Annotated in this window: 20 protein-coding genes and 1 pseudogene; 11 read left to right on the plus strand and 10 right to left on the minus strand. The window is 70.7% G+C overall.

What is annotated here, in order from left to right:
- Positions 1-10 precede the first annotated feature (10 nt).
- From N555_RS27130 to N555_RS0122840, 3 genes are all read left to right on the plus strand, one after another.
- Positions 11-1,168 carry a hypothetical protein gene (locus N555_RS27130; protein ID WP_156036497.1) on the plus strand — a complete coding sequence of 386 codons (1,158 nt, stop codon included), beginning with the start codon at positions 11-13 and terminating at the stop codon, positions 1,166-1,168.
- Between the two features lie 102 nt (positions 1,169-1,270).
- The gene (lipA, locus tag N555_RS0122835) at positions 1,271-2,242 is read left to right on the plus strand and encodes a lipoyl synthase (protein ID WP_029433812.1); all 972 of its coding nucleotides are present in this window, start codon (positions 1,271-1,273) and stop codon (positions 2,240-2,242) included.
- A 50-nt stretch (positions 2,243-2,292) separates the two neighbouring features.
- Positions 2,293-3,156 carry a DUF4191 domain-containing protein gene (locus tag N555_RS0122840; protein WP_029433813.1) on the plus strand — a complete coding sequence of 288 codons (864 nt, stop codon included), beginning with the start codon at positions 2,293-2,295 and terminating at the stop codon, positions 3,154-3,156.
- Between the two features lie 99 nt (positions 3,157-3,255).
- On the opposite strand, the gene N555_RS0122845 is transcribed toward N555_RS0122840, so the two are convergent.
- Entirely contained in the window at positions 3,256-3,675 is a 420-nt protein-coding gene (locus N555_RS0122845; RefSeq protein WP_029433814.1) for an RDD family protein, read from the minus strand.
- A gap of 163 nt (positions 3,676-3,838) precedes the next feature.
- On the opposite strand from N555_RS0122845, the gene glnA reads away from it, so the two are divergent.
- Positions 3,839-5,275: a type I glutamate--ammonia ligase gene (gene glnA / locus N555_RS0122850; protein WP_029433815.1), complete on the plus strand. Its 1,437-nt coding sequence runs from the start codon at positions 3,839-3,841 to the stop codon at positions 5,273-5,275.
- A 26-nt stretch (positions 5,276-5,301) separates the two neighbouring features.
- Here the strand turns inward: glnA and xerC are convergent, their stop codons facing one another.
- Positions 5,302-6,381, minus strand: a complete 1,080-nt coding sequence (gene xerC, locus N555_RS0122855; protein WP_029433816.1) for a site-specific integrase — start codon at positions 6,379-6,381, stop codon at positions 5,302-5,304.
- Positions 6,382-6,973: 592 nt separating this feature from the next.
- Here xerC and N555_RS0122870 point away from each other — a divergent pair.
- Positions 6,974-8,938, plus strand: coding sequence for a SpoIIE family protein phosphatase (locus tag N555_RS0122870; RefSeq protein WP_156036498.1), 1,965 nt, complete (start codon positions 6,974-6,976; stop codon positions 8,936-8,938).
- A gap of 699 nt (positions 8,939-9,637) precedes the next feature.
- Here N555_RS0122870 and N555_RS28065 read toward each other — a convergent pair.
- The 3 genes and pseudogenes from N555_RS28065 to N555_RS26350 form a co-directional block, all read right to left on the minus strand.
- Positions 9,638-9,856, minus strand: a complete 219-nt coding sequence (locus N555_RS28065) for a hypothetical protein (RefSeq protein ID WP_156036499.1) — start codon at positions 9,854-9,856, stop codon at positions 9,638-9,640.
- Positions 9,857-9,895: 39 nt separating this feature from the next.
- Positions 9,896-10,798: a tyrosine-type recombinase/integrase gene (locus N555_RS0122875; RefSeq protein ID WP_029433819.1), complete on the minus strand. Its 903-nt coding sequence runs from the start codon at positions 10,796-10,798 to the stop codon at positions 9,896-9,898.
- Between the two features lie 164 nt (positions 10,799-10,962).
- Positions 10,963-12,187, minus strand: a pseudogene (locus N555_RS26350) (IS110 family transposase).
- 434 nt (positions 12,188-12,621) lie between these two features.
- Between N555_RS26350 and N555_RS0122885 the strand changes: the two are divergent.
- Entirely contained in the window at positions 12,622-13,452 is an 831-nt protein-coding gene (locus N555_RS0122885) for a hypothetical protein (protein WP_029433820.1), read from the plus strand.
- Between the two features lie 485 nt (positions 13,453-13,937).
- Here the strand turns inward: N555_RS0122885 and N555_RS0122890 are convergent, their stop codons facing one another.
- Positions 13,938-14,534: a hypothetical protein gene (locus tag N555_RS0122890; protein ID WP_156036500.1), complete on the minus strand. Its 597-nt coding sequence runs from the start codon at positions 14,532-14,534 to the stop codon at positions 13,938-13,940.
- Between the two features lie 236 nt (positions 14,535-14,770).
- On the opposite strand from N555_RS0122890, the gene N555_RS0122895 reads away from it, so the two are divergent.
- A complete protein-coding gene (locus N555_RS0122895) occupies positions 14,771-15,274 on the plus strand; it encodes a hypothetical protein (RefSeq protein WP_029433822.1) in 504 nt (167 codons plus the stop codon).
- Between the two features lie 431 nt (positions 15,275-15,705).
- Here the strand turns inward: N555_RS0122895 and N555_RS0122900 are convergent, their stop codons facing one another.
- Positions 15,706-16,101 carry a DUF6188 family protein gene (locus N555_RS0122900; RefSeq protein ID WP_029433823.1) on the minus strand — a complete coding sequence of 132 codons (396 nt, stop codon included), beginning with the start codon at positions 16,099-16,101 and terminating at the stop codon, positions 15,706-15,708.
- 81 nt (positions 16,102-16,182) lie between these two features.
- On the opposite strand from N555_RS0122900, the gene N555_RS0122905 reads away from it, so the two are divergent.
- From N555_RS0122905 to N555_RS0122920, 4 genes are all read left to right on the plus strand, one after another.
- Positions 16,183-16,443: a hypothetical protein gene (locus N555_RS0122905; protein ID WP_029433824.1), complete on the plus strand. Its 261-nt coding sequence runs from the start codon at positions 16,183-16,185 to the stop codon at positions 16,441-16,443.
- A gap of 222 nt (positions 16,444-16,665) precedes the next feature.
- Complete coding sequence (locus N555_RS28485) at positions 16,666-17,202, plus strand: hypothetical protein (RefSeq protein WP_029433825.1); 537 nt, start codon at positions 16,666-16,668, stop codon at positions 17,200-17,202.
- A 147-nt stretch (positions 17,203-17,349) separates the two neighbouring features.
- On the plus strand, positions 17,350-17,559 hold the full coding sequence (locus N555_RS0122915; protein ID WP_029433826.1) for a helix-turn-helix transcriptional regulator: 210 nt from the start codon (positions 17,350-17,352) through the stop codon (positions 17,557-17,559).
- 557 nt (positions 17,560-18,116) lie between these two features.
- Positions 18,117-20,240 carry an MMPL family transporter gene (locus N555_RS0122920; protein WP_029433827.1) on the plus strand — a complete coding sequence of 708 codons (2,124 nt, stop codon included), beginning with the start codon at positions 18,117-18,119 and terminating at the stop codon, positions 20,238-20,240.
- A gap of 3 nt (positions 20,241-20,243) precedes the next feature.
- Here N555_RS0122920 and N555_RS0122925 read toward each other — a convergent pair whose 3' ends face one another.
- From N555_RS0122925 to N555_RS0122935, 3 genes are all read right to left on the minus strand, one after another.
- Entirely contained in the window at positions 20,244-20,570 is a 327-nt protein-coding gene (locus N555_RS0122925) for a hypothetical protein (RefSeq protein WP_029433828.1), read from the minus strand.
- Between the two features lie 179 nt (positions 20,571-20,749).
- Positions 20,750-21,445: a GAF and ANTAR domain-containing protein gene (locus tag N555_RS0122930; RefSeq protein ID WP_029433829.1), complete on the minus strand. Its 696-nt coding sequence runs from the start codon at positions 21,443-21,445 to the stop codon at positions 20,750-20,752.
- Positions 21,446-21,579: 134 nt separating this feature from the next.
- Complete coding sequence (locus N555_RS0122935) at positions 21,580-23,757, minus strand: glutamine synthetase III family protein (protein WP_029433830.1); 2,178 nt, start codon at positions 23,755-23,757, stop codon at positions 21,580-21,582.
- Positions 23,758-23,941 lie beyond the last annotated feature (184 nt).

Raw genomic sequence — 23,941 nt, forward strand, 5'->3', positions numbered from 1 at the left:
GGTACATCCCGTGTTCCGCAAGAAGACCAGAGGTCAGGTCATCGCAGCCGAGCTCCAGGAGGGCCTCAGCCACATCCAGACGGCCATGACCGAGGCCGGTCGCGCGGCCGCGGACGAACTGGGCCCGCGCATCGTGGCCGCCCGCGAGGCCGCCGGCCCCAAGGTGGCCGCCGCCCAGTCGGCCGTCGCCCCGAAGGTCGCCGCGGCCGTCGCCGTCGCCGCTCCGGCCGTCGCCTCGGCCCGCGACGCCGTCGGCCCGCGCTTCGAGGCCGCGCAGAAGACCCTCGCGCCCCGCATCGAGGCCGCGCAGAAGACCCTCGCGCCCCGGGTGGAGGCCGCCCGCGAGGCGGCCGACGCCCGGCTCGCCGCCGCGGTCGAGGCGCTGAACCCGCGGATCGATGCCGCCCGGGCCGGCGCCGGCCCGGCGCTCTCCACCGCGGTCGCCGCCACCACCGCGGCTGCCTCCAAGGCCGCGGCCGACCTCGCCCCGCGCGTCGAGGCGGCGCAGAAGGCCGCACAGAAGGCGATCACCCACGACGTCCTTCCCAAGGTGGCCGCCGCCCGCGAGGCGGTCGGGCCGGCGCTGGAGAGCGCCCGCGGCACCCTGGCCGCCGGCGTCGAGAACGCGCTCAGCGAGATCGAGGCCCGCCGCGACGAGCTGGCCGTCGCCGCCGGCAAGACGACCAAGAAGGCCCGCAAGAAGGCGCGGAAGGCCAGCGCGAAGCAGAAGGCCAAGGCGGCGAAGGTGGCCGGCAAGGCGTCGAAGAAGGCGGGACGGGGTACGAGGGACAAGTCGCGCCGGTGGCCCTGGCTCGCGGTGTTCGCCGCCGTCGGCGCCGTGGCCTTCGCGGTGCTCCGCCGCCGCAACGACGCCGACGCCTGGACCCCCGCCCCCACCGGTGACGGGCCCGTGCCCAGCTACCGAGAGGACCCCGTGCCCAGCTCCCCCAGCAACGACAACGCCGGCAAGACCGTCTCCAGCGCGACCTGGGAGTCCGGCGACTCCGCGCCCGCCGAGTCCGACATGGGCATCCGCGACGCGCAGATGGTCGACTCCGACGGCCCCACCGACCCGGTGGACCCGAAGAACAACCCGGAGCCGTTCACCAGCGGCGGCAGCGACGACCCGGGCCCGACCGCCGGACCCTCGGGCGCCGGCCAGGCCTGATCGACCGGTCCGGCGGGACACCGCCGAGACACTGCCCACACCGCCCCCGCTGCCCTCCCGGCAGCGGGGGCGGTGACGTCCTGCGGGCGTACCGTGCAGGTCATGAGCGAGACGGTGGCCCCCACGTCCTCCGCATCCGCCCTCGAGCCCGCCGGCCGCAAGCTGCTGCGCCTCGAGGTCCGCAACAGCCAGGTGCCGATCGAGCGCAAGCCGGAGTGGATCAAGACCCGGCTGAAGACGGGCCCGGAGTACACCGAGCTGAAGTCGCTCGTCCGCCGCGAGGGCCTGCACACGGTGTGCGAGGAGGCCGGCTGCCCCAACATCTACGAGTGCTGGGAGGACCGCGAGGCCACCTTCCTCATCGGCGGTGACCAGTGCACCCGGCGCTGCGACTTCTGCCAGATCGACACCGGCAAGCCCGCCGAGCTCGACACCGACGAGCCCCGCCGGGTCGCCGAGAGCGTCGCGGCGATGCAGCTGCGCTACGCCACGGTCACCGGAGTGGCCCGGGACGACCTCCCCGACGGCGGCGCCTGGCTGTACGCCGAGACGGTGCGCCAGATCCACGCCGCCGTCCCCGGGTGCGGCGTCGAGCTGCTGATCCCGGACTTCACCGCGGACCCCGCGCAGCTGGCGGAGGTGTTCTCCTCCCGTCCCGAGGTGCTCGCGCACAACGTCGAGACCGTGCCGCGGATCTTCAAGCGCATCCGCCCGGGCTTCCGGTTCGAGCGCTCGCTGGCCGTGATCACCGCCGCCCGCGAGGCCGGGCTGGTCACCAAGTCCAACCTGATCCTGGGCATGGGCGAGGAGCCGCACGAGGTCGTGGAGACGATGCAGGCGCTGCACGACGCCGGCTGCGACCTGCTCACGATCACGCAGTACCTGCGCCCGACGCCGCGGCACCACCCCGTCGTCCGCTGGGTGAAGCCGGACGAGTTCGTGGGCTTCCAGGCCGAGGCCGAGCGGATCGGGTTCCCGGGCGTGCTGGCCGGCCCCTTGGTGCGCAGCTCCTACCGCGCGGGGCGGCTGTACCAGCAGGCCGTCGAGGCCCGGGGGCTCGCTCCTCAGGGGTGACCCCGGCGTCGTCGTCCGGGAACGGCGGCGCGCGGCCCTATCCTGGGGGCATGGCACGCAGCAAGCCCACCGACTCCCCCGCCCCCGCCGGCAAGGCCGGCCGGGCACCCGGCTCCGGCGGCCGGAGCCGGGGCGCCACCGCCGCGGGCGCGACGGCGTCCGGTGCCGCCGGCAAGCCGGCGAAGAGGGCCAAGGCGCCGAAGCTGGGCAAGGACGGCCAGCCCAAGGTCGGCCGGATCGCGAAGCTCCGCAAGAACGTCGGCATGATGAAGCAGGCGTACTCGCTGACGTACAAGAACGACCGCAAGCTCCCCTGGCTGATGCTCATCGCCTTCGTGGTCGTGTTCGGCGTCGTCGAGCTCATCGGCATCCTGCTGAGCGCGCCGCTCTTCACGCTGTTCTTCGCGCTCGTCGCCGGGTTGCTCGCCGCCCTCATCGTGTTCGGCCGGCGCGCCCAGGGTTCGGCCTACCGGCAGGTCGAGGGCCAGCCCGGCGCGGCCGCGTGGGTGCTCGAGGGCATGCGCGGCGACTGGCGGGTCAGCTCCGGCGTCGCGGGGACGACGCAACTGGACGCCGTCCACCGGGTCCTCGGCCGCCCCGGCGTCATCCTGGTCGCCGAGGGCGTGCCGTCGCGGGTCCGCCCGCTGCTGGCGCAGGAGAAGAAGAAGCTCGCCCGCATCGTCGGCGACACCCCGATCTACGACATCACCGTCGGCGACGACGAGGGCCAGGTCCCGCTGAAGAAGCTGAACACCCACGTCGCGAAGCTGCCCCGCAACCTCAGCCCGGCCGAGGTCAACGCGCTCGCTCGGCGGATGAGCGCGCTGGGCGGGCCGAAGATGCCGGTGCCCGGCGGCCCGCTGCCCGGTGGCAAGCAGATGTCGGTCAGCCAGCGCCAGGTCCGCCGCCGGTAGACCCGCGGACGGCGTCCTCCCCCACCGCAGCGCGTCCTCCCTCAGCGCACACCGCGAGGGAGGACGCGCCGGGATCAGGTCACCTGATCCCGGCGCCGGTCACCTCTCGCGGACGACGGCGGTGTCGGTCAGCCGGTCGTGCAGCCCACGGCCGTCGGCGTCCACCACGAGCGCGGGCACGAGCAGGCACAGCAGCGCGGTCCGGACGACGGCCCGCCACCAGGCCAGCCGCTCGCCCGGGCGGGGGTGTGCCAGGCGCAGGCCGAGCAGGCGCATGCCCGGGGTCTGCCCGAACAGCACGAGGGAGACGACCGTGACGACGGCGAAGGTCAGGAGGGTCCACCACCCCCGGCCGGGACCGAAGATGGCGACCGCGACCAGCCCTGAGCCGACGGCGTCCACCAGGTAGGCCTGGACGCGGGTGCCGAAGCCGGCCAGCGCCCCCGGGCCCTCCGCGGGCAACCCCAGCGCGGCACCGCGACGGCGCTCCTGAGAGGGTGGCGGGGCATCGCTGACCATGCATCCAGCGTAGGACCCCGCACGGCGCAGACCTCGCGGTCGAGGGAACGGGCCCGGCGACACGCCGGGGCCGGTGTTACCGCTCCGAAACACGAGAGACACCCCGGGGCAACTCCTCGCTCGTAGGTTCGCGACCGGCTGTTCGCCCACTCCCGGAGGATCGATGTTCACCAGTCCCGACGAGGTCGCCGCCTACATCCGCGACAACGACGTCGAGTTCGTCGACGTGCGCTTCTGCGACCTGCCCGGCGTCATGCAGCACTTCACCATCCCGGCGTCGACGTTCGGCGAGGACACGTTCTCCGAGGGCCTGGGCTTCGACGGCTCCTCGATCCGTGGCTTCCAGGCCATCAACGAGTCGGACATGCTGCTGCTGCCCGACGCCAACAGCGCGTTCGTGGACCCGTTCCGCAAGCACAAGACGCTGAACGTCAACTTCTTCATCCACGACCCGATCACGCGCGAGGCCTACAGCCGCGACCCGCGGAACGTGGCGAAGAAGGCTGAGGCCTACCTGGCCGCCAGCGGCATCGCCGACACCGCCTACTTCGGCCCTGAGGCCGAGTTCTACGTCTTCGACTCGGTGCGCTTCGACACGAGCATCAACGAGGCGTACTACCACCTGGACTCGGTCGAGGGCTCCTGGAACACCGGCTCGCCGACCGGCGAGAACGGTGCCGGCCCGAACCTCGGCTACAAGGCCCGGATGAAGGGCGGCTACTTCCCGGTCGAGCCCTACGACCAGCAGAGCGACCTGCGCGCCGACATGATGGTGAACCTGGCGCGCGCCGGCCTGCAGCTCGAGCGGGGCCACCACGAGGTGGGCACCGGCGGCCAGGCGGAGATCAACTACAAGTTCGACACGCTGCTGCGGTCGGCCGACAGCCTCATGCTGTTCAAGTACATCATCAAGAACACCGCCTGGGCCCACGGCAAGACGGCGACCTTCATGCCGAAGCCGCTCTTCGGTGACAACGGCTCGGGCATGCACTGCCACCAGAGCCTCTGGAAGGACGGCGAGCCGCTCTTCCACGCCGAGACCGGCTACGCGGGCCTGTCCGACACCGCCCGGCACTACATCGGTGGCCTACTCGCCCACGCCCCGTCGCTGCTGGCGTTCACCAACCCGACGGTGAACAGCTACCACCGCCTGGTGCCCGGCTACGAGGCCCCGATCAACCTCGTCTACTCCGCGCGCAACCGCTCGGCCTGCTGCCGCATCCCGATCTCCGGCGACAACCCGAAGGCCAAGCGCATCGAGTTCCGCGTGCCCGACCCGTCGGCCAACCCGTACCTCGCCTTCTCGGCGATGCTGATGGCCGGCCTCGACGGCGTGAAGAACAAGATCGAGCCGCCGGCCCCGGTCGACAAGGACCTCTACGAGCTGCCGCCCGAGGAGGCCCTGGGCATCGACAAGGTGCCCGCGTCGCTGGACGCCGTCCTCGACCGGCTCGAGGTCGACCACGACTACCTGATCGACGGCGGTGTCTTCACCCCCGACCTGATCGAGACGTGGATCGACTACAAGCGGGCCAACGAGATCGACCCGATCCGTCTCCGCCCGCACCCGCACGAGTTCGCGATGTACTACGACATCTGAGCCCCACAAGCCGCTGACCAGCGCTTTCAGCGCTGGTCAGCGGCCGTAGTCCGCAACGAGTCCGCACGAGCAGCCAAGACCGCACCTACGGCAGCGCGTGCGGACTCGTTGCTGTCCGGCCACAGATGGCCATACGTGTCGAGCGTCGTCTTCGCGCTGCCGTGCCGGAGCCGGTGCTGGACAACCTTGACGTCCAGACCAGAGGCGATCAGCAGGGACGCCAGGTAGTGCCGGAGATCATGAAAGCGGAAATCCTCCGGCAGGCCGTCGACCTTTCGCCGCGCCGCCCTGATGGCCCGCTCGACGGCCCAGGTGGACGTCTGCCGGCCGAGCCCGTCCGTGACGACGTAGTCGCCACCCCACCGCGCCACGGCAGCTGACAGCTCGAGCGCGAGTTGCTGCGGAATGGGCAACGGCGTGCGCGACGTCTCGGTCTTGAGCTCCTCCCCCGGTCCCTGCTGGACCGGGCGGACCACACCGCGCATGAAGTCGACGTCGGCAACCCGCAGCCCAACGGCCTCCGCCGTTCGCAGTCCCACGAATGCGCCGAGGAGGACAGCCGGCCTCAGATGCGCCGGGACCGCGTCGTGCAGTGCCCAGACCTGGGCTGTAGTGGCGACGAGGGGACGCGGCTTGCCGGCGCCGGGAGACGTCCGCCTCGAGCACGGGCTACGGACGAGGATGCCGTCATGCACGGCATCGCTCATGACCTGTGACAGCCGGTTGTGCAGCGCGTAGACGTACGAAGGCGCCAGGCCCGCATTTTTCAATTTCGCTGTCCACGAGCGGACGTCGGACGGGCGCACCGCGGCGAGCCGACGTCCGCCGAAGTGTGCCTTGATCTGCGCCAAGTGCACTTCAGCCTGGCGCACTGTCCGTGGACGCCGGGTGCCGTAGCCAATCAGCCAGGTGTCACACCAGTCGCTGACCGTGACCTTGGCCGTCTTCGGGTCCGCCCACGTCCCGTTAACAAGTGCGGCAGTCTGCTCGTCGAGCCACCTCTGAGCATCGGCCTTCCTCTTGAAGTGCCGAGCGTGCTCCTTGCCCGTCGCGTCACGAAAGCGTGGCCGATAGGTGCCATCAGGTCTGCGGGCGATGCTTGCCATGTCGGGTCATCCCTGTTCGCGGTTCGACTTGCCGCGTCGATACCAGAACGACCAGGGCCGCAGTGGGTCCGGCGAGAATCTGGGGATACCGCTGGCCTGTGGACAAGCGGGGGCGTGCGGCAGTCGCTCGGAGGTCCTCCGGTAGTTCTCCAGTGAGCTCGGCGGGGACCAGATACAGCGAACGTGTCCCTGAAGGCGGCTTCAGGGACAGCACTATCCGGTCGGCGGCCTGCGGGACCGATCGGTGTCGACTCACCACGTCGCGGGCCATGATCAAGGCCGTGACGGTCGCGATAGGGACTGCGGTCCTCGTGCTGGTGAGCATCCCACTGCTCGTCTGGTAGGTGGGCGGCCGTCGAGCTGCGACCAGCCGACAGACCCCTATGTCCCTCTCGACACGGTGCGCCGGCACGCGCCACAGCCAGACGAGCTCGGCTGGCGATGAGGAGGGCAGGAGCCCGTTCAAGCCGGGCCGGGGGGAGCTGGCCTCGGGGCGCTGCATCGTGGTCCGCCGCCTGGTCGGGTGAAGTCACGCTCTGCTACCCCCTGAGCGGTCCTGCAGACAGCAAGGCTGTGCTTGAAACTCCACCACGTGAGTTCCCCGCACGACGGATCGTTGCCTGCCGCCGCCGATCTCATGTCGGTGCTGGACGGGCTGCCGGTGATGCTCACCGTCACGGAGGGCGCCGAGCTGCGGCTGGTTGCCATGAGCGCCATCGTGCAGACCCTGGCCGGCCGACCGGACTGGTTCGGGGAACCGCTGGGCGAGGTGTATCCCGAACTCGTGGTGCAGGGGATGGTCGACGGAATCCTCCAGGTGTACCGGACCGGCCAGCCGTTCAGCGCCCCCGAGTGGCGGGTCGAGCTGTTCGACGGCCCGGACGGCAAGGTCACCGAGGCCTTCGTCAGCTGGACGGCGGTGCCCTGGACCCGGCCGGACGGTTCGATCCGCGGGGTCATCAACATCGCCGTCGACGTCACCGATCAAGTGGTGGCCCGCCGCCGGGCCGAGGAGCGGGCGGCCGAGGCCGGGCAGCTGTATCGGCAAGCCCTGGACGTCGTCGGTCAACTGCAGCAGGCGCTGCTTCCGGCCACGGTCCCGGTGTTGCCGCGGGTCGATGTCGCGGCCCGCTACCTGGTGGCAGGCGAAGCGCAGTCCGCCGGCGGCGACTGGTTCGACGTCCGACCGCTGCCCGGCGGTCGGGTCGGCCTGGTCGTCGGGGACGTTGTGGGGCACGGCGTGGCGGCGGCGGCGGCGATGGGCCAGCTGCGCGCCGTCCTCATGCACGCCCTCACCCGCACCGGGGACTCGGCCGCAGCCGTGACCGAGTTGGAGGCGTTCGCCGAGTCGGTGCCCGGGGCGCGGTCGGCGACCGTGGTGGTCGCCGTCCTGGATCCCGTGGCGGGACTGCTCGAGTACGTCACCCGTGGACATCCCGCCCCCCTCCTGGTGAGCAAGGGCGAGGGGCGGCAGCTGCTGGGCAGCGGCGGCGGCCCGCTGGGGAGTAGGACCGGCGGACCGGTCCAGCGGACCACTCTTGCCGAGGGGGACGTCGTCGTGCTGTTCAGCGATGGCCTGGTCGAACGGGCCGACCGGCCCTACTCCGAGGGACTGGACGAACTCACCAGGCTCGCCCAACTGGCCACCGCCGGCCAGCTCTGGCCAACTGGCATCTCCCCCTCGGCGGTCGACCGGATCTGCGCCGACGCCGTCGAGCTGCTCACCCGCCGCGGCTTCGACGACGACGTCACCGTCCTGGCCGTGTCGCTGCAACCAGAGGTGCCGAAGCTACGGACCAGCATCGTGGCCACCGCCGACGACCTGCCCGGAATGCGCCGAGCGGTTCGGGACTGGCTCGCCGCGCTACGGGTCGCCCCGGACGACGAGCTCGCGCTCGAGCTGGCCGTCGGGGAAGCGGTCGACAACGCCGTCGAGCACGGGTTCGGTCACCTACCTACCGGCACGGTCATCGTTTCCCTGCGACTGGACAGTGACGGGCGCGTGAGGGTGCGGATCGACGATGACGGCATCTGGCGGCCGGCCGCTTCCGGCAGCCACCGCGGGACAGGCCTGGGCCTGATCGACTCCCTGGGGGACGACCTGGTCGTGGACGGCCAGCCGACCGGTACGACGGTCACCTTCTCTCGTCGCCTGTCTCGGCCGCTCCTCACTGGCAAGGCAGCCACCACCCCCCGCACTGCACCGATCTCGCCGACGCAGCAGTACGCGAGCGCGGTGTCCGGCCAGCCGCCGGTGCTCCGGGTATGGGGCCCGGTCGACGCAGTCGCCGCGGCACGGTTCCGCCAGGAGCTGAGTACGCACTTCCGTGGCGGCGCCGTTCCGCTGACCGTCGACCTCACTGGCGTCACTCATCTCACCAGCGTGGGTGTGGCCGCCCTTGCCGACCTGCTGCGCACTGGTGAGCAGGCCGAGCGGTCAGTCGTGCTGATCGCCTCCACCGGCAGCCCGGCGGCTTTCGTCCTCGACCTCGTGGGGCTGCCCCGACAACCCACTCGACCCCCTTCGGACGGCGCCGGCTCCCCACCAGGAGCTTGACTGCGCCATCGCCCGGCTTGGCTCCGTCGCTCCGGCCGGGGGCTCACCTCCGTCGTCGAGGCGGCCCACGTCGACCGGCTCCGGAGGAGGGATCAGCGCGGCGAGAGGTCCTGACCGCGGTGACTCGACCACCACTGACGCCCGGCACAGCAGCGGTTCAAGCGATACAACGAACCTCGGACGGGCAGGACAGGAGGGACGAGCTCGGAACAGGCTCTGGCGACGGCAACCGCGGTCCGGTCCTGGTACGCCACCGCGCAGGGCCGTTGCCGGCTGATGCCGTTCCCTCTCTTCGCTCTGAGCGAGGCGACGTTCTTTGTCCGCCTCCTGGGGCCGATGCGCCAATCGTAGGATCGTGCGGCTGCACCGTGTGGGGCGGGAGCACGGAGTTCGGTCCAGCAGTGGACATGTCGGGTTCGGCAATCGCGGGCCGCCGGTCCTCACCGACCGTCGGCTCCTCCTTGGGCTCACCGCCGGTGGTCCCGGACGTCGCGAGCGATCACCCAATGATGCTGGCCACCCGGGATGGCCAGAAGCGCGCCGGAGCGATCCGGCCGGCGGCGGACGCCGTCACGACTTCGTTGCGCCCGGCCGGGTTCATCCCATAGCACACCGACGGTGTCCGCGGCTGACGGCAGAGGCAATGAGCCGCTCACGGGCAGGGTGTCCCTTAGTGGGCCGCTCAGGGCAACCTCACTGCTACGAGCCCAATTCGTTGCCGGGATGTAGGACGGCGGCCTCCGCAGCGACTTCGGGATGGAAGCGGGTCAGCACGCACGCCGCATGCGCGAAGAACTGTTGCTCCTGCTGCTCATCCTCTGGACTTCGCCAGTTCGTGACCACGATCAGCGCGCAGGGGTCGGGGTCAGCAGTCTCAACGGAGTCACCACAGAAGGCACACATCACCGGGTGGGGCACCGAAGGAGTGTCTCTGAGTGGGCCGCTCGAGGACGGCAGTCAGCCGGCCCAGCCAGCGAGGAAGCCGGCGACCTGGTGGGAGGCGTGGCGTTCGAGGGCTTCGCCGGTGATGTCGTAGCTGCCCAGGGTGGTCTCGGGTCGAGCGTGACGGAGCAATCGTTGGACGTCGCGCAGCGGGATGCCCTGGTTAAGCCCGACGGTGCCCACCGTGCGACGCAGCGCGTGGGGACCGATTGGCCGGGAGATGCCGGCCGCCCGCGCGGTGGCGGCGACGTAGCGGTGCACCGACCGCCGGTCCATCCGCGCTCCGGTGAGGGTGCGTAGGAGCGGTCCGGTGCTGCGGCCGTCGATGGCGGCCTGAACGGCGCCGAGCGCGGGGATGGGTACGGGGACGCGGGCGGGCTTGTCGCCTTTGCCTATGACGATGAGGGTGGCGTAGCCGCGGACGGTGCCGAAGGACTCGACCGTCAGGGTGGCCATTTCAGTGGCTCGCAGGCCCATCATGCCGCCGAGCACGGCGATGGCGTGGTGGGTTGGGCCGAGTGTGCGGGCGGTGGTGAGGAAGGCGGCGTACTCGAGGACCGTGAGGACCTCGCGGTGCTGCAATTCGCGCTGGATCTTCGGCCGGGTGATGCGGGCGCAGGGGTTGGCCTCGACCAGCTCCTCCTCGTAGGCCAGGCGGTAGATGCTGGCCACGGCGTCGTAATGCGCGGCGACCGAGGCCCGGGACAACCCGGAATCGGCGACGCTGCGCAGCCAAAGCTCGACGTCGGCTCGGCGCGCGGCCAGCGGATCGATCCCACGGTCGGCGCACCACTGACGCCAGCGAGGGAGGTAGGTGGCGTAGGTCCGCTGGGTCGACGGCTTGTAGCGGGACAGCCACCAGGAGGCGAGCTCCTCCCAGGGCACACGGTTTGAGGACTGCATGGTCGCGGAGGTCATGCACGACCAGACCTGGATCAGCGGTGGTCGTCTCGCCGTGGAGCTGGCACGGCGGTCAAGACGACGCGAACGAGCGATCAACCGCCGCCCACGGGAGTGAAGCTGGCTGGCTGCGTGGACGTGCGACAGAGCGGCCCACTTAGACATCCCACGGTCGCAAGTCGTCAAGCGGCGGCGATGGCTGCGCCGGTATTGGTGTGCCAGGCAGTTGCCTCGTCGTAGCGGGCGTGGTGGCGCAGGCAGCCGTGCAGGATGCTGACGAGCCGGTTGGCCAGGGCCCGCAAGGCCTGGTGGTGGGAGGCGCCGCGGTCGCGCTGGCGGTCGTAGTAGGCCCGCGCTCCGGGTGAGACGCCGAGTGCGGTGAACGCCTGGCGGTAGAGGGCGTCGGCGAGCCGGCGGTTGCGCGTGTAGCGCGCCAGAACCAGCCGCTTGGTGCCCGAGGCGCGGGTGATCGAAGCCATCCCGGAGTAGTTCTTGCGGGCCTTGGGATCGGCGTAGCGGTGCGGGTCGTCTCCGAACTCGGCGAGCACCCGAGCGCCGAGGATCGGCCCGAGCCCGGGCTGGCTCAGGTAGATCTCAGCGTCCGGGTGCTGGCCAAAACCCGCCTCCACCTCGCCCTGCAGCACAGCGGTCTGGATGACCAGCGCGGTGATCACGGTGACCAGCGAGCGCACCGCGGCGGCGTAGGCGCCGACCACGCCGGGATGGGCTTCCAGTTGCGGAGCGCGCAGCGCGGTCTGGATGCGCTCGGCGGTGGGCTCGAGGTTGCGCTGCCGCCCGGCCCGCCGCAGCGAGGCCGCGATCTTGCTCTGCGAGAGACGGCGACCGGCCTCCGGTGCGGGGGCGATCGCCAGGATGGCCAGCGCGTCCCGACCAGCCAGTTCGTCGCCGAAGGCCGCCAGCGCGCCGGGATAAAACTCGCGCAGCATCGATCGCAGCGCATTAGTCTGCCGCTGCCTCGACCAGATCAGCGACTGGTGGGCGCGGGTGAGCACCTTGACGTGCTCGGCCAGCGCGGAATCGCCGGCCACCGGCCGGTGATGGGCCCGGTCCAGGCGGACGAGCTCGGCCAACACGTGCGCGTCGCCGGGGTCGCTCTTGGCGCCGGAGGTGCCGTGCCGTTCCCGATAGCGAGCGACCTGCAGCGGATTGATCGCATAGACCGTGTAGCCGGCGGCGACCAACGCACCGACCCCGGTCGGTCTCGACGCCGACGATGACCTGGTCAGCGTCGGCGTCCTCGGCGAGGTGATCGGCGATCAGGGCGTGCATCGCCGCCAGCCCCTCGACTCCTTCGGGCAGCCGCCGGCGGGCCAGCCGCCTGCCGTCCTCGTCGACGAGCTCGATGTCGTGATGGGCCTCGGCCCAGTCGTTCCGGATGAACAGCACCGTCAGCGGCCTCCTCCGGTCCGGGGCATCACCAGTCCGAACACTGGAGGAGAAGGCTGCGGCTACCTAATGGATCAGTGCTCGTGTGGCACGCCATCCCACCGGCCATCCGCTTCTCCTCGCGCAACGGCGGCGGGGGCACGGTCTAAGCGTGGGCCTCAAAGATCGGACCCAGGACACGCAGTGCTCACCCGCCGGCGGCTCGGACACCCGGATCCTGCTGGAGATCACCGGATGCAGCCCCATTAGGGACAGGTCGAACCCGGTGGGCTCATGTGGTTACGACGATCGGCGAGCGGTTCACAGGACTGAGCGCAACCGCCAGTTAGTAGACGGCGGCGTCCGCTCTGCGCTGGAATCCTCGCGTGCGACGCAGCGATCGGCTCAGGTGCGCAAAGCCGCCCGGTGCCCGGGCGGTCCGAGGACTGACCGCAGTGACGGCGCTGGTGCTGGGCCTCGGGGGGTGTGCCGGACCGTCCACCGAGGACGCCGCGCCTGTCACCAGCGGGCCGCTCACCGACGGGTTCGACATCGAGCCGAGCTCGAGCCTGCTCGGGGCGGTGTTCCCGATGCCCTACCCGTATGGCGGTGAGGGCCACCAGGCGATTCTCCGTGTCGATGGAGACGTCGAGCGTGTCTTAGAGGGCTACGTCCAGCAGGCGGAGGGCCTCGGCTATCTGTTCGATGTGGAGTACAACCGTCCGGAGGGGCAGCGGTGCAGCCGCCAGTACAGCTCGCTTCCGGCCGACTACCCGGAAGGCTGCAGCGCCTACGGCGCCATCCCCGATGATCTGGGACAAGACCGCGTGAGACTGGGTCTGCAGGGCCTAGTTGAACCGGACGGCCAGGGCTACATCACCCTCAGCATCGGTCTGTACTCCAACGACGCGCCGGACTTCTCACCAGTCCCGGACGGCCCGGTGGCGCATGTTTCCGACGATGAGCTCGCTCCCGAGCTCAATCCGTCGACGGACGATCCGCCCGTCCACCTCGTGGAGGGCAGCACTTCGATGATCGATCCGCTCCCGTCCACCTGTGCGACCGGCGGCTACGTTGCGGTGCTCCAGGTGACTGGCGAGCTCACCCGGGTCCTGCGTGGATACGAGGACCAGTTCAGCAACGCCGGCTTCACCGGCAGTTATGAATTGATCGAGCTCGGCGACGGGCTGATCGTCGCGACCGAGGCGGCTGGTGGGGGCACCATGACCGCGGTCGGTGTGCCGGGTGACCCCTCGTACGTGCTGGTCGAGCGCTGCAACGACTGAAGTTCGACGCCGGGACCAGCGGGCCGGTCCGGGTGTCCGGATCAAGAGGCGTGCACTGTGACGAGGCCGCTTGGTCCGGGACACACCGATTGGCTCGCCCACTGTCGACCCGGTCCCTAAGTGCCGCCGACGGTGGCGTCCCTGAGCGGCCCACTCAAGGACACTCCTTCGGTGCCCCACCCGGTGATGTGTGCCTTCTGTGGTGACTCCGTTAAGACTGCTGATCCTGACCCCTGCGCGCTGATCGTGGTCACGAACTGGCGAAGTCCAGAGGATGGGCAGCAGGAGCAACAGTTCTTCGCGCATGCGGCGTGCGTGCTGACCCGCCTCCATCCGGAGGTCGCTGCGGAGGCCGCCGTCCTACATCCCGGCAACGAACTGAGCTCGTAGCAGTGAGGGTCGCCCTGAGCGGCCCATTTGGGGACAGGTGGTCCGCGCCAGTCGGCGCAGTCCTTCGACTGGGGTTGTTTAAGCGTTGAGTCGCGTCAGAGCCGGTCGCTGCCCGAGTCTCCGCCCAGTGCTCGGGCGAAGATCACCCCGACGGCGAGCGGAGCGACTCCGAGCCTGACGGTAATCAAGAAGACGCCAGCCACCCCGGCGAGCGACAGCCCATCGGAGGCCAGCAAGGCCCATGACATCGCGAACAGCGGCACGGTCACCACTCCGGTGTTGAGCGCAGCAGACGTGCGCGCTCGGCCGTCGTGACCACCGAAGATCAGGCCCGCAACGACAGCGGGGACGAAGGTGAACAGCCAGTGGAAGATGGGGATAATCGCGCCGAAGGCAATGGTGGACAGCGCAGCGGAGTAAAGCGCATTCCAGATCAATGCCGCGGCGGCCAACACCGTTAGCACCAGCCACAACCAGAACGCGACGCCTCGCAGCCGCAGGCTGGACGAACGCCAGGTGAGGATGACAGCTGTCGCCATGCAAGCGACCGTCATCGCCAACACGAACACCCATAAAGCTGCAGGAACGTCTTCAATTAACCAGCCGCCAGCTGATCCCGCCCAAACTGGCGACGGCCACTGCAGCAGGCCCAGGATCGTCGCTGCTGAACCCAGTGCCGTGATCGCAGCCACCGGCACACGCAGAAGTCCCGGAGCCCCCGGTGGCATCGGCGGCGGAGGCGGGGCGGCCGGGAACACGCTGAGGACTCTGTCGCACGCGAGCGGCGAAGCGCGACTGCGTCCCCCATTTGGGGACGCCTGAGGACCGAAGGGTCGTCAAGGCAAGCGAGACTTGCTCCTGACTCTGAGCGGCCCACTATGAGACACCTCGCGAACCTGCCGAGGGGCTGTCCCGGCAGACTCCGTCCATGCCGGCGTGGGAGATCGCCTTGTCGTACACGAAGGTCCTCGTCTGGCCTCTTCTGCTGATGCTGTTCCTCTTCGCCTATCGCAGGGAGATCCGTACGCGCCTCGGTGAAGGGGACATAGAAGTGCCCACTCCCCTGGGCGCCGTGAGGCTCAGCCAGCGCCAGCGGGAGTTGGCCACGATCGCTCTGAGTCCGGAGAAGCCGGAAGGCGAACGGCGGGAGGCCCTTACCGCGCTCCTGAACGAGGCGGCCGAGGTCGGGCGCCGGCGCGGAGTAGCTGGAGACGAGACGGTCGTACTCCGCCTGGACTGGATCGGCGAACTGCCGCAGTTCAAGAAGGCGCCCGACGCGGCGAACTACAGGTCGTCGATGGAAGGGCACGAGCGCGCTATAGGCAAAGCAGAGGTGCAGGCGCGGGACGCTCGTAACGCGGGGAACGAGCAGCTGGCGGAGGCGTTCGAGAGGGAAGCTGCTCGTCTGCGCGAGTCCGCTGAAGAACTCTAGGGCCCGTCGCGCAAGTTTCAGCTGCAGCTGCCCATCCGGACGTGCGGTACCGCGCCATGCAGATCGCAGCCGCCACGAATTGAGGGAGCACCAGCGCACCACCGCGGCGATTGCTGTCGTGCGTCGGAGACGGGCGCAGGCTGCAGGAGGGGGCACGAGCAGCAAGCCAGACCCCACCAGCCGCTGCTGAATTCCCTCGTGTAGTTGTTTCCACCAAGCGAGACGACGCGGCTCGCGGTCACCAAGGCGAGGACGGCGACCGCGGATGAGAGCACGAAGACCTCACCACAGCGACGAGATCGCGGACCCTCGGTCGCGGCCCAAGACCTCTCACGTGGGAATCATCGGCTCTGAGCTCCTGCCCCTAAAGCTGCTGTCGAGCTGGATGACTCGCGCGCACTGTCGGCCGGCCGGCCACTATGGGGCACCTCTTATCGGTCGGCGGTCCAGATGGCTAGTTCCCCGCCGGGTGTGCAGACGACCTTCTCGCCCTGCCGACCGTCGTAGGACCACGCCTCGTAGTCCGGGTCGCTCGCGCACCAGACGGTCGCGTCACCCAGCGTGAAGGACAGTCGCCCGCTCGGGCCGATTTCCACTGCAGTCACTTCGGTGCTCAGTAGCGGCAGAAGCAGCGTGACCCCGTCGAGGGAGTACGGCCGGACGAGAGCAGCGTCGCCGATAGAGACGCCGATCGTGGACCACAGGGAGACCGTCGAGTGGGTGAAGCGGAGCTGGGCGTCGCCGACGCCCAAGCAGAGTTGGTCGAGGGACTGTCCGAGCAACTCCTGAGCGAGTGCGGTGGCGTGCGCGACATCGTCCGTACGCATCGTCGGACGGTAGCGCTGCCTGTCGTGGGTGTCCTTGAGCGGCCCACTTGGGGACAGCCCTGTGGGAACTAGCCTCTCGCTGTGGCGAGAGGCAAGGTCAAGATCGAACTGCCGTCGGACGTGGCCCTCGTTCTCTTCGAATGGGTGGAACGTCAGGCTGACCAAGATTGGGTGCAACTGCCGGATGCGCACTCTGGCGAGCTTGGGGCGCTCGGCGTTCTCGCCGGAGCGCTAGAGAGCAAGCTGGTGGAGCCCTTCGCGGCGGACTACGGCCAGTTGGTCGAGGCCGCCCGGCATCGATTGGCCGACCAATACGGGATCGGACCGAACGGCGGGGAGTAGGTGTCGGCGGCATGTGTCCCTTAGGCCGCCTTCAGGGACACCCCCGCGACCTCGCGCTGGCCACGCGACCGAGGCCTTGACGAGCTGTCCCCCGCAAAGCCGCGACCGGGGAGAGCCACGACTGGAGATCTTCAAGATCACGACGCCACACACCTCTTGCACCGTCGGGTCTCGCATCTCGTTGTGACGAGAAACTGGAGGCTCGGCAGGACCCTCAGCGGCATGGGCAGCAAAGGGACGGCGGACTACCGACGGCGGCGCAAGGAGGCTGAGCGCCGACGCCGCCAGAAGGCGGAGCTGACGCAGAGTGAACCCAAGCAATCGGACGCGGCCATCAGCAGGGGGCTCTCTCTCGGACGACGCGACGCGGCGACCGACTGCGCCTGGTGCGACGGACCGATCACCCCGCGCAGACGCGGGCCGATCCCGAAGTGGTGCTCGGCCACTTGCCGGCACCGCGCCTGGGAGCAGACCCGGGCCGCCGCCTCCGGCCGGTCCGCCGTGCAGGTGGTCGAGCGGCGCGTTGAGGTCCTCGTTCCCGCTACACCGGCACGCCGGGACTGGCCGGCCCTGCTCGCCGAGCTCGCCCGCCAGATCGACGACGGCCGCATCTACGACCGCGACCTGATCGACCTGTCCAACGCCCTCGGCACCGTCCTCAAGGCGTACCGCCGCCGCCCCCATGTGGTAAGTGGCTCCATCAACTCCCAGCGCCAGGCAAGAGCCCGGCAAGAAGCCCGCCAGGGGCGGGTCGGCTGAGCGCCGACCGCGCCGGCGAACTGCAGCTCAACTGGAGAAGCGCTCGCACGCTGGAGATCGGCTGGATTGGTTGACCGGCGTTGGCCGCCGTCATCGACAACTCCGGGCCCCGACGCAGCCCGATGCAACCGCCTCAGGAGGACCCAGATGCCGCACGCCGACGAGCCCCGCTTCGGGAACGACCTCATGACTCTCGCGGAGACCGCGGCCTACCTGCGCACCCCGGTCGCCACCGTGCGCTACTGGCGGCACCTCGGCATCGGACCGGCCGGCTTCCGGCTCGGTCGGCGCGTCATCTACCGGCGAGCTGAAGTGGACCGCTGGCTCTGCCAACGGCAAGCCACCGACGGCCAATGAGAGGGCGACTCCCCCGGCCCTGGACCTACCGTGCGGACGACCTGCTCCGAGCAGCCCCCGCCTGGGCCTGACAGGCATGCCGGCGCCCATCAGCTTGAGGACCGCTGGTCCGGCGGTCGGCAGAAGCCGCGCCCCCAGTCCCGGGCGGGGTGGCAGGTCGAAGCAAGGCACCGCGGCCCCTGCCAGTCCGCAAAAAGTCCGCAACTCGTCCGCGGATCGCCAACCATGCCAATTCAAGGTCAACAGCAAAAGGCCAGCTCAAGACCCATATCCGTGCTCGACCACGACGACTCAACGGCAGGGCAAGAGTTCGCGATGTACTACGACATCTGATCGCCGTCGTCCGAGCCTCCCGCTCGGCAGCGCAGCCCCCGCCGGGTCCACCCGGCGGGGGCTGCGTCGTCTCCCGACGACGACCGGTGCGCGCTCCCTCCGGAACGAGAACGGGCGCGTGGCGTGGCCATAAAGACGATGACAGTCCGGAACCGTCTCGCTAGCGTCCTGGCCGCACTGTTCCGCGCCGGTGCCGGGGTCGGCGCTCACCGGAGGGCGCTCCCATGGGCCGGTCGTTCGCATCGCGCGTCAGCAGTCCCCGCCTCAAGTGGGTGATCCTGGTCTTCTGGATCGTCATGGCCGCGGTGGCCATGCCACTGGCCGCCGGGCTCACCGACGAGCAGGAGAACGACATCGCGGCGTGGCTGCCCGGTGAGGCCGAGTCGACCCAGGCGCTGCACGCGCAGACCGAGCTCGGTACGGACCCCGACCTGATCCCGGCGGTCATCGTCTACGAGCGCAGCGGCGGGATCACCGCCGAGGACGAGGCGGCCGTCGACGAGGACCTGCAGTCGTTCCAGGAGCTCGAGGCCCTCGACGGCGAGATCACCGGCCCCATCCCCTCGGAGGACGGGGAGGCGCTCCAGGTCATCGTCCCGCTCAACGTCGGGCCGGACGGCTGGGAGGCGATCGGGGCGGTCGTCGACGACATGCGGGCCGTGACCTCCGACGGCCCCGACGGGCTCGACGCCTACATCACCGGTCCGGCCGGCAGCGCGGCCGACTCCTCCGAGGCGTTCGAGGGCATCGACGGCGCGCTGCTGTTCGCCGCACTGGGCGTCGTCATCCTGATCCTGCTCGTCACCTACCGCAGCCCGATCCTGTGGATCCTGCCGATCTTCTCCGCGGTCATCGCGCTGTTCGTCTCGCAGGCCGTCATCTACCTGCTCGCCAAGTACGCCGACCTCACGGTCAACGGGCAGAGCGCGAGCATCCTCACCGTCCTGGTGATCGGCGCGGGCACCGACTACGCCCTGCTGCTCGTCGCGCGGTACCGGGAGGAACTCCGGCTGCACGCCGACCGGCACGAGGCCATGACCGAGGCCGTGCACCGCGCCGGACCGGCCGTCCTGGCCAGTGGCGGCACCGTCATCCTCGGCATGCTGTGCCTGCTCGCCTCGGAGATGAACTCCACCGCCGGCCTCGGTCCGGTCGCCGCGATCGGCGTCGGCGTGACGCTGATCGTCCTCATGACCCTGCTCCCGGCGCTGCTGGTGATCTGCGGGCGCTGGGTGTTCTGGCCGGTGCGGCCGACCGTGGGCAGCGCCGAGCCGAGCGCCACCGGCCTGTGGTCCCGGGTGGGCGGCTGGATCAAGCCCCGCCCCCGGGCTACCTGGATCGTCACCTGCCTCCTGCTGCTCGCCGCCTGCCTCGGCGTGCTCCGGCTGCACCCCGACGGGCTCTCGCAGGCCGACAGCTTCCGCGGCTCCCCCGAGTCGATCGAGGGCGACGCGGTGGCGGCGGCGCACTTCCCCGCCGTCGCGGGCAACCCGGTCTACGTCATCACGACGGCGGACACGGCCGACGACGTCGCCGACGTCGTGGCGGACGAGGCCGGCATCGCCGACGTCGGGGAGCCGACCGTCCAGGGCGACACCGCCCTCATCCAGGCGACCCTCTCCGACCCGTGGGACAGCGAGGCCGCCGCCGCGACCGTGCAGGACCTCCGCGTCTCCCTCGACGACGTCGGCGACGGCGAGGCCCTGGTCGGCGGCAACACCGCGATCAACCTCGACGTCGAGAACGCCTCCCAGCGCGACAACTGGGTGGTCATCCCGTTGATCATGCTCGTCGTCCTGGTGGTGCTCGGGCTGCTGCTCCGGGCCCTGGTCGCCCCGGTGATCCTGATCGCCACGGTGGTGCTGTCCTACGGCGCCGCACTCGGCATCAGCACGCTGATCTTCGACTGGGCGCTGGACGTGCAGACGACGGACGCCTCGTTCCCGCTGTTCGTCTTCGTGTTCCTCGTCGCCCTGGGGATCGACTACAACATCTTCCTGATGACCCGCGTCCGCGAGGAGGCGGTCGACCACGGCACCCGGCGGGCGGCCCTCATAGCGCTCTCGGCCACCGGTGGCGTGATCACCTCGGCCGGCCTGGTGCTGGCCGCGACGTTCGTCGTGCTCGGGACGCTGCCCCTGACGTTCCTGACGCAGCTGGGCATCGCGGTGGCGCTGGGCGTGCTGCTGGACACGATCATCGTCCGGTCGGTCCTGGTGACCGCGCTCAACCTCGACGTCGGCCGGTGGATGTGGTGGCCGAGCAAGCTCGCGCAGCGCCTCGACGAGCCGGAGCCGCCGGCGGGCGAGGCGGTGCCGGCGGCGTCCGTGGCCGGCGTCGCGCGGTGAGGGTCAGGCGGCGTCGGACTCCGGCGTGCCGCCCTCCCACGCCGCGAGGACGTCGTCCATCTGCAGGCTCACGAGCCAGCCGAAGGTGACCTCCTCGACGGACTGGCCGGTCACCTGTGCCATGGCGAGCAGTTGGGCGGCGAGCACGCCCCGGGCCGCGCGGTAGAGCTCGATCGCCGAGACGGCCGCGCCGACGTCGGCGAGCCAGAGCCGGCCGTCGGGCAGGACCCGGACCTCGGCGGCCTCGCCGCACCCCAGCTCGGCCCCGGCGCCGGCCACCAGCTGGGCCCCGGCGCGCCGCTCGGCCGGCCGGCGGCGGTCGGCGCTCACCGGGCGCGCCCGGCGACAGGACGGGGGTGGGACGGCGACATGGCGGCCTCCTCCGGGAGTCCCGGAGCGGTCCCGGGACGGGGTGTCACCCTCGGAGTCGGCAGCCCGCGGTGCCCGTGCGACCACGGCGGGTGCCTGTTGGGGCAGCAGGGCGCGTCCGGGACGGATGAGGCGTCCGGTCAGCGCGCGGCGAGCACGTCCGACTCGTGGCCGGCCACCATGCGCGCGGCGACCTCGCGGAGCTTCTCGTTGTTGCGCTGGCTGGCGCCCTTGAGCAGGTCGAAGGCCTCGTCCGCGGTGCACCGGCGCTGGGCCATGAGCAGGCCGACCGCCTGCCCGATCACCTGGCGGGTCTCCATCCCCTGGGTGAGGTCACCGACCGCCTTGGCCCGTTCGGCCATCTGCCAGGCCACCAGCATCGCCCCGCTGGCCTGCCCGGCCCAGTCGCGCCCGGCCTCGCCGTCGGCGTCGGTGAAGGCGTGCGGCCGGCTGGCGTAGAGGTTGAGCGCACCGCGCCCGCGCTCCCCCAGCGACAGCGGGAACGACAGCGACGAGTGCACGCCGGCCTCGAGCGCGCGCTCCGGGTAGAGGCCCCAGCGCGACTCCTCGGCCATGTCGGCCACGGCGACGACCTCGCCGGTGCGCAGCGCCTGCAGGCACGGCCCGTCGTCGAGCTCGTACTGCCGCTCGTCGCCGCGTGCCGCGAGGTCCCCGCTGTAGGTCACGGTGACCCCCCGGCCGGCCTCCTCCACCGTCAGCCCGCAGGCCTCGGCGCCCGGCGTCCGGTCCACCGCCCACCGCACCAGCCCGTCCAGGAAACCGGTGACGTCCTCGAACCGGTCGAGCAGCCGGACGACGTCCGAACCGCTGTCCACTCCGGCACCGGAGCCAGCCCCTGCCACGCCTCTCACCCCTCGATTGTGCACGACCTTTCGGAGGGATTATGCCGGAGCCGAGCGCGTCCCGCCGCTCCGGCGCCGGATCGCCGGTCAGCAGCAGCGGCCGACGGTCAGAGGATGTAGAGCATCTCCTGGTAGGTGGGCAGCGGCCAGAGGTCGTCGGCGACGACCCCCTCCAGCGCGTCGGCGGCGCTGCGGACGGCGGCCATCGCCGGGAGGAGCGCATCGCGGGCGTGCTCGGCCTCCGCCAGCGCCGTCGACCCGGCCTCCTCGGCGAGCGCGGCGCGCAGAGCCGACAGGGCGGTCCGGAGCGCGGCGAGCGGCTCCCCGATCTCGGCGAGGACCGCCTGGTCGGGGTCGATCCCCAGCGCCGCGAGGGCGCCGAGGTTGGTGGCGACGTCGGTCTGGTGGCGGACGGCGGCCGGGAGCACGGACGTCGTCCCGATCTCCAGCGTCGAGCGGGCCTCGACCCCGATGCTCAGCGCGTAGTGCTCCAGGCCGATCTCGTAGCGGCTGTGCATCTCGCGGTGGGTGAACACCCCGTAGGTCTCGAACAGCTCCATGGCGGGCTCGGAGATGAGCTCGGGGAGGGCGTCGAGCGTCGTCCGGAGGTTCGGCAGGCCGCGGGCGGCGGCCTCGACCTGCCAGTCCTCGGAGTACCCGTCGCCGTTGAAGACGACGGCGCCGTGGTCGGTGATCAGCTCCTCGAGGAGCTTCTGCACGGCCAGGTTGAACTCGGTGCCGGCGGCCGTGGCGGCCTCCAGCCGGGTCGCGACGTGGTCCAGCGCCTCGGCCATGATCGTGTTGAGGACGACCATCGGACCGGCGACGGTCTGCATCGAGCCGGGCGCGCGGAACTCGAACCGGTTGCCGGTGAAGGCGAACGGGCTGGTCCGGTTACGGTCGCCGGGGTCTGTGGGGAGCACCGGCAGCGTGTCGACGCCGATGATCAGCGTGCCCTTCTCCTTGGACGACGTCGCGCCGCCCTTGGCGACCTGGTCGAAGACGTCGGCCAGCTGGTCGCCCAGGAAGATCGAGATGATCGCCGGCGGGGCCTCGTTGGCGCCGAGCCGGTGGTCGTTGCTCGCCGACGCCACCGACGCCCGGAGCAGGCCGCCGAACTTGTGCACCGCCCGGATGACGGCTGCGCAGAAGACCAGGAACTGGGCGTTCTCGTGCGGGGTGTCGCCGGGCAGCAGCAGGTTGCCCTCGGTGGCGTTGCCGATCGAGAAGTTCACGTGCTTGCCGGAGCCGTTGATGCCCTCGAACGGCTTCTCGTGGAAGAGGCACTCCATGCCGTGCTTCCGGGCGATCCGCTTGAACGTCGTCATCAGCAGCTGCTGGTGGTCGGCGGCCACGTTCCCGCGCTCGAACATCGGCGCGATCTCGAACTGGCCCGGCGCGACCTCGTTGTGCCGGGTCTTGGCGGGGATGCCCAGCATGAACAGCTCGCGCTCGGTGTCCATCATGAAGCCGAGGACCCGCTCGGGGATGGCGCCGAAGTAGTGGTCGTCGAACTCCTGGCCCTTGGGCGGCTTGGTCCCGAACAGGGTGCGGCCGGCGTTGAGCAGGTCCGGCCGGGCGAGGAAGAAGTGCCGGTCGACGAGGAAGTACTCCTGCTCGGGACCGCAGTAGGAGACGACGGCGGCCGGGTCGGCGTGGCCGAACAGCCGCAGCACCCGCTCGGCGTGCCGGGCCATCGCCTGCTGGGAGCGCAGCAGCGGCGTCTTGTGGTCCAGCGCGTCGCCGTTCATCGACACGAAGACCGTGGGGATGCACAGCGTGTTGCCGTTCGGGCTCTCCAGCACGTACGCCGGGCTGGTCACGTCCCAGCCGGTGTAGCCACGAGCCTCGAACGTGTTCCGCAGCCCGCCGCTGGGAAAGCTCGACGCGTCCGGCTCCCCCTGCGTCAGGGTCTTGCCGGCGAACTCCGCGAGAGCGGAACCGTCCCCGGCCGGCTCCAGGAAGCTGTCGTGCTTCTCCGCGGTCAGCCCGGTCAGCGGGTAGAAGACGTGGGCGTAGTGGGTGGCGCCCTTCTCCATCGCCCAGTCCTTCATGGCGGCGGCGACGGCGTCGGCCACCAGGGGGTCCAGCGCGGCGGACTCCTCGATGGTGGCCATCACCGACCGGAACACGGACTTGGGCAGCCGCTTCTGCATGACCGCCTTGCTGAAGACGTTCGCGCCGAAGACCTCACCGGGGGTCTCCCCCGCGCTGAAGCTCACGGCCGGGGGCACGTACGCCTCGACGTCCTGGATGGCCTGCACACGGACGGCGTTCCCACTCACGGTGGCTCCTCGGGTCGGCGGTTGCTCGCGGGCCCGACCGAACCCGCACCGCGACGCTAGGAACGGCGCGCACCGGACGTGTTTCGCCGCGATGAACACTGGGCCCGTCGCCGCCCCCCGGCCACGACGGGGCGCTCGCCTGCGGTCATGCGGCTGCCCTCCCCAGGTCCGCGCGCTGACACCT

Source organism: Blastococcus sp. URHD0036 (genome assembly GCF_000701365.1).
GTDB lineage: Bacteria > Actinomycetota > Actinomycetes > Mycobacteriales > Geodermatophilaceae > Trujillonella.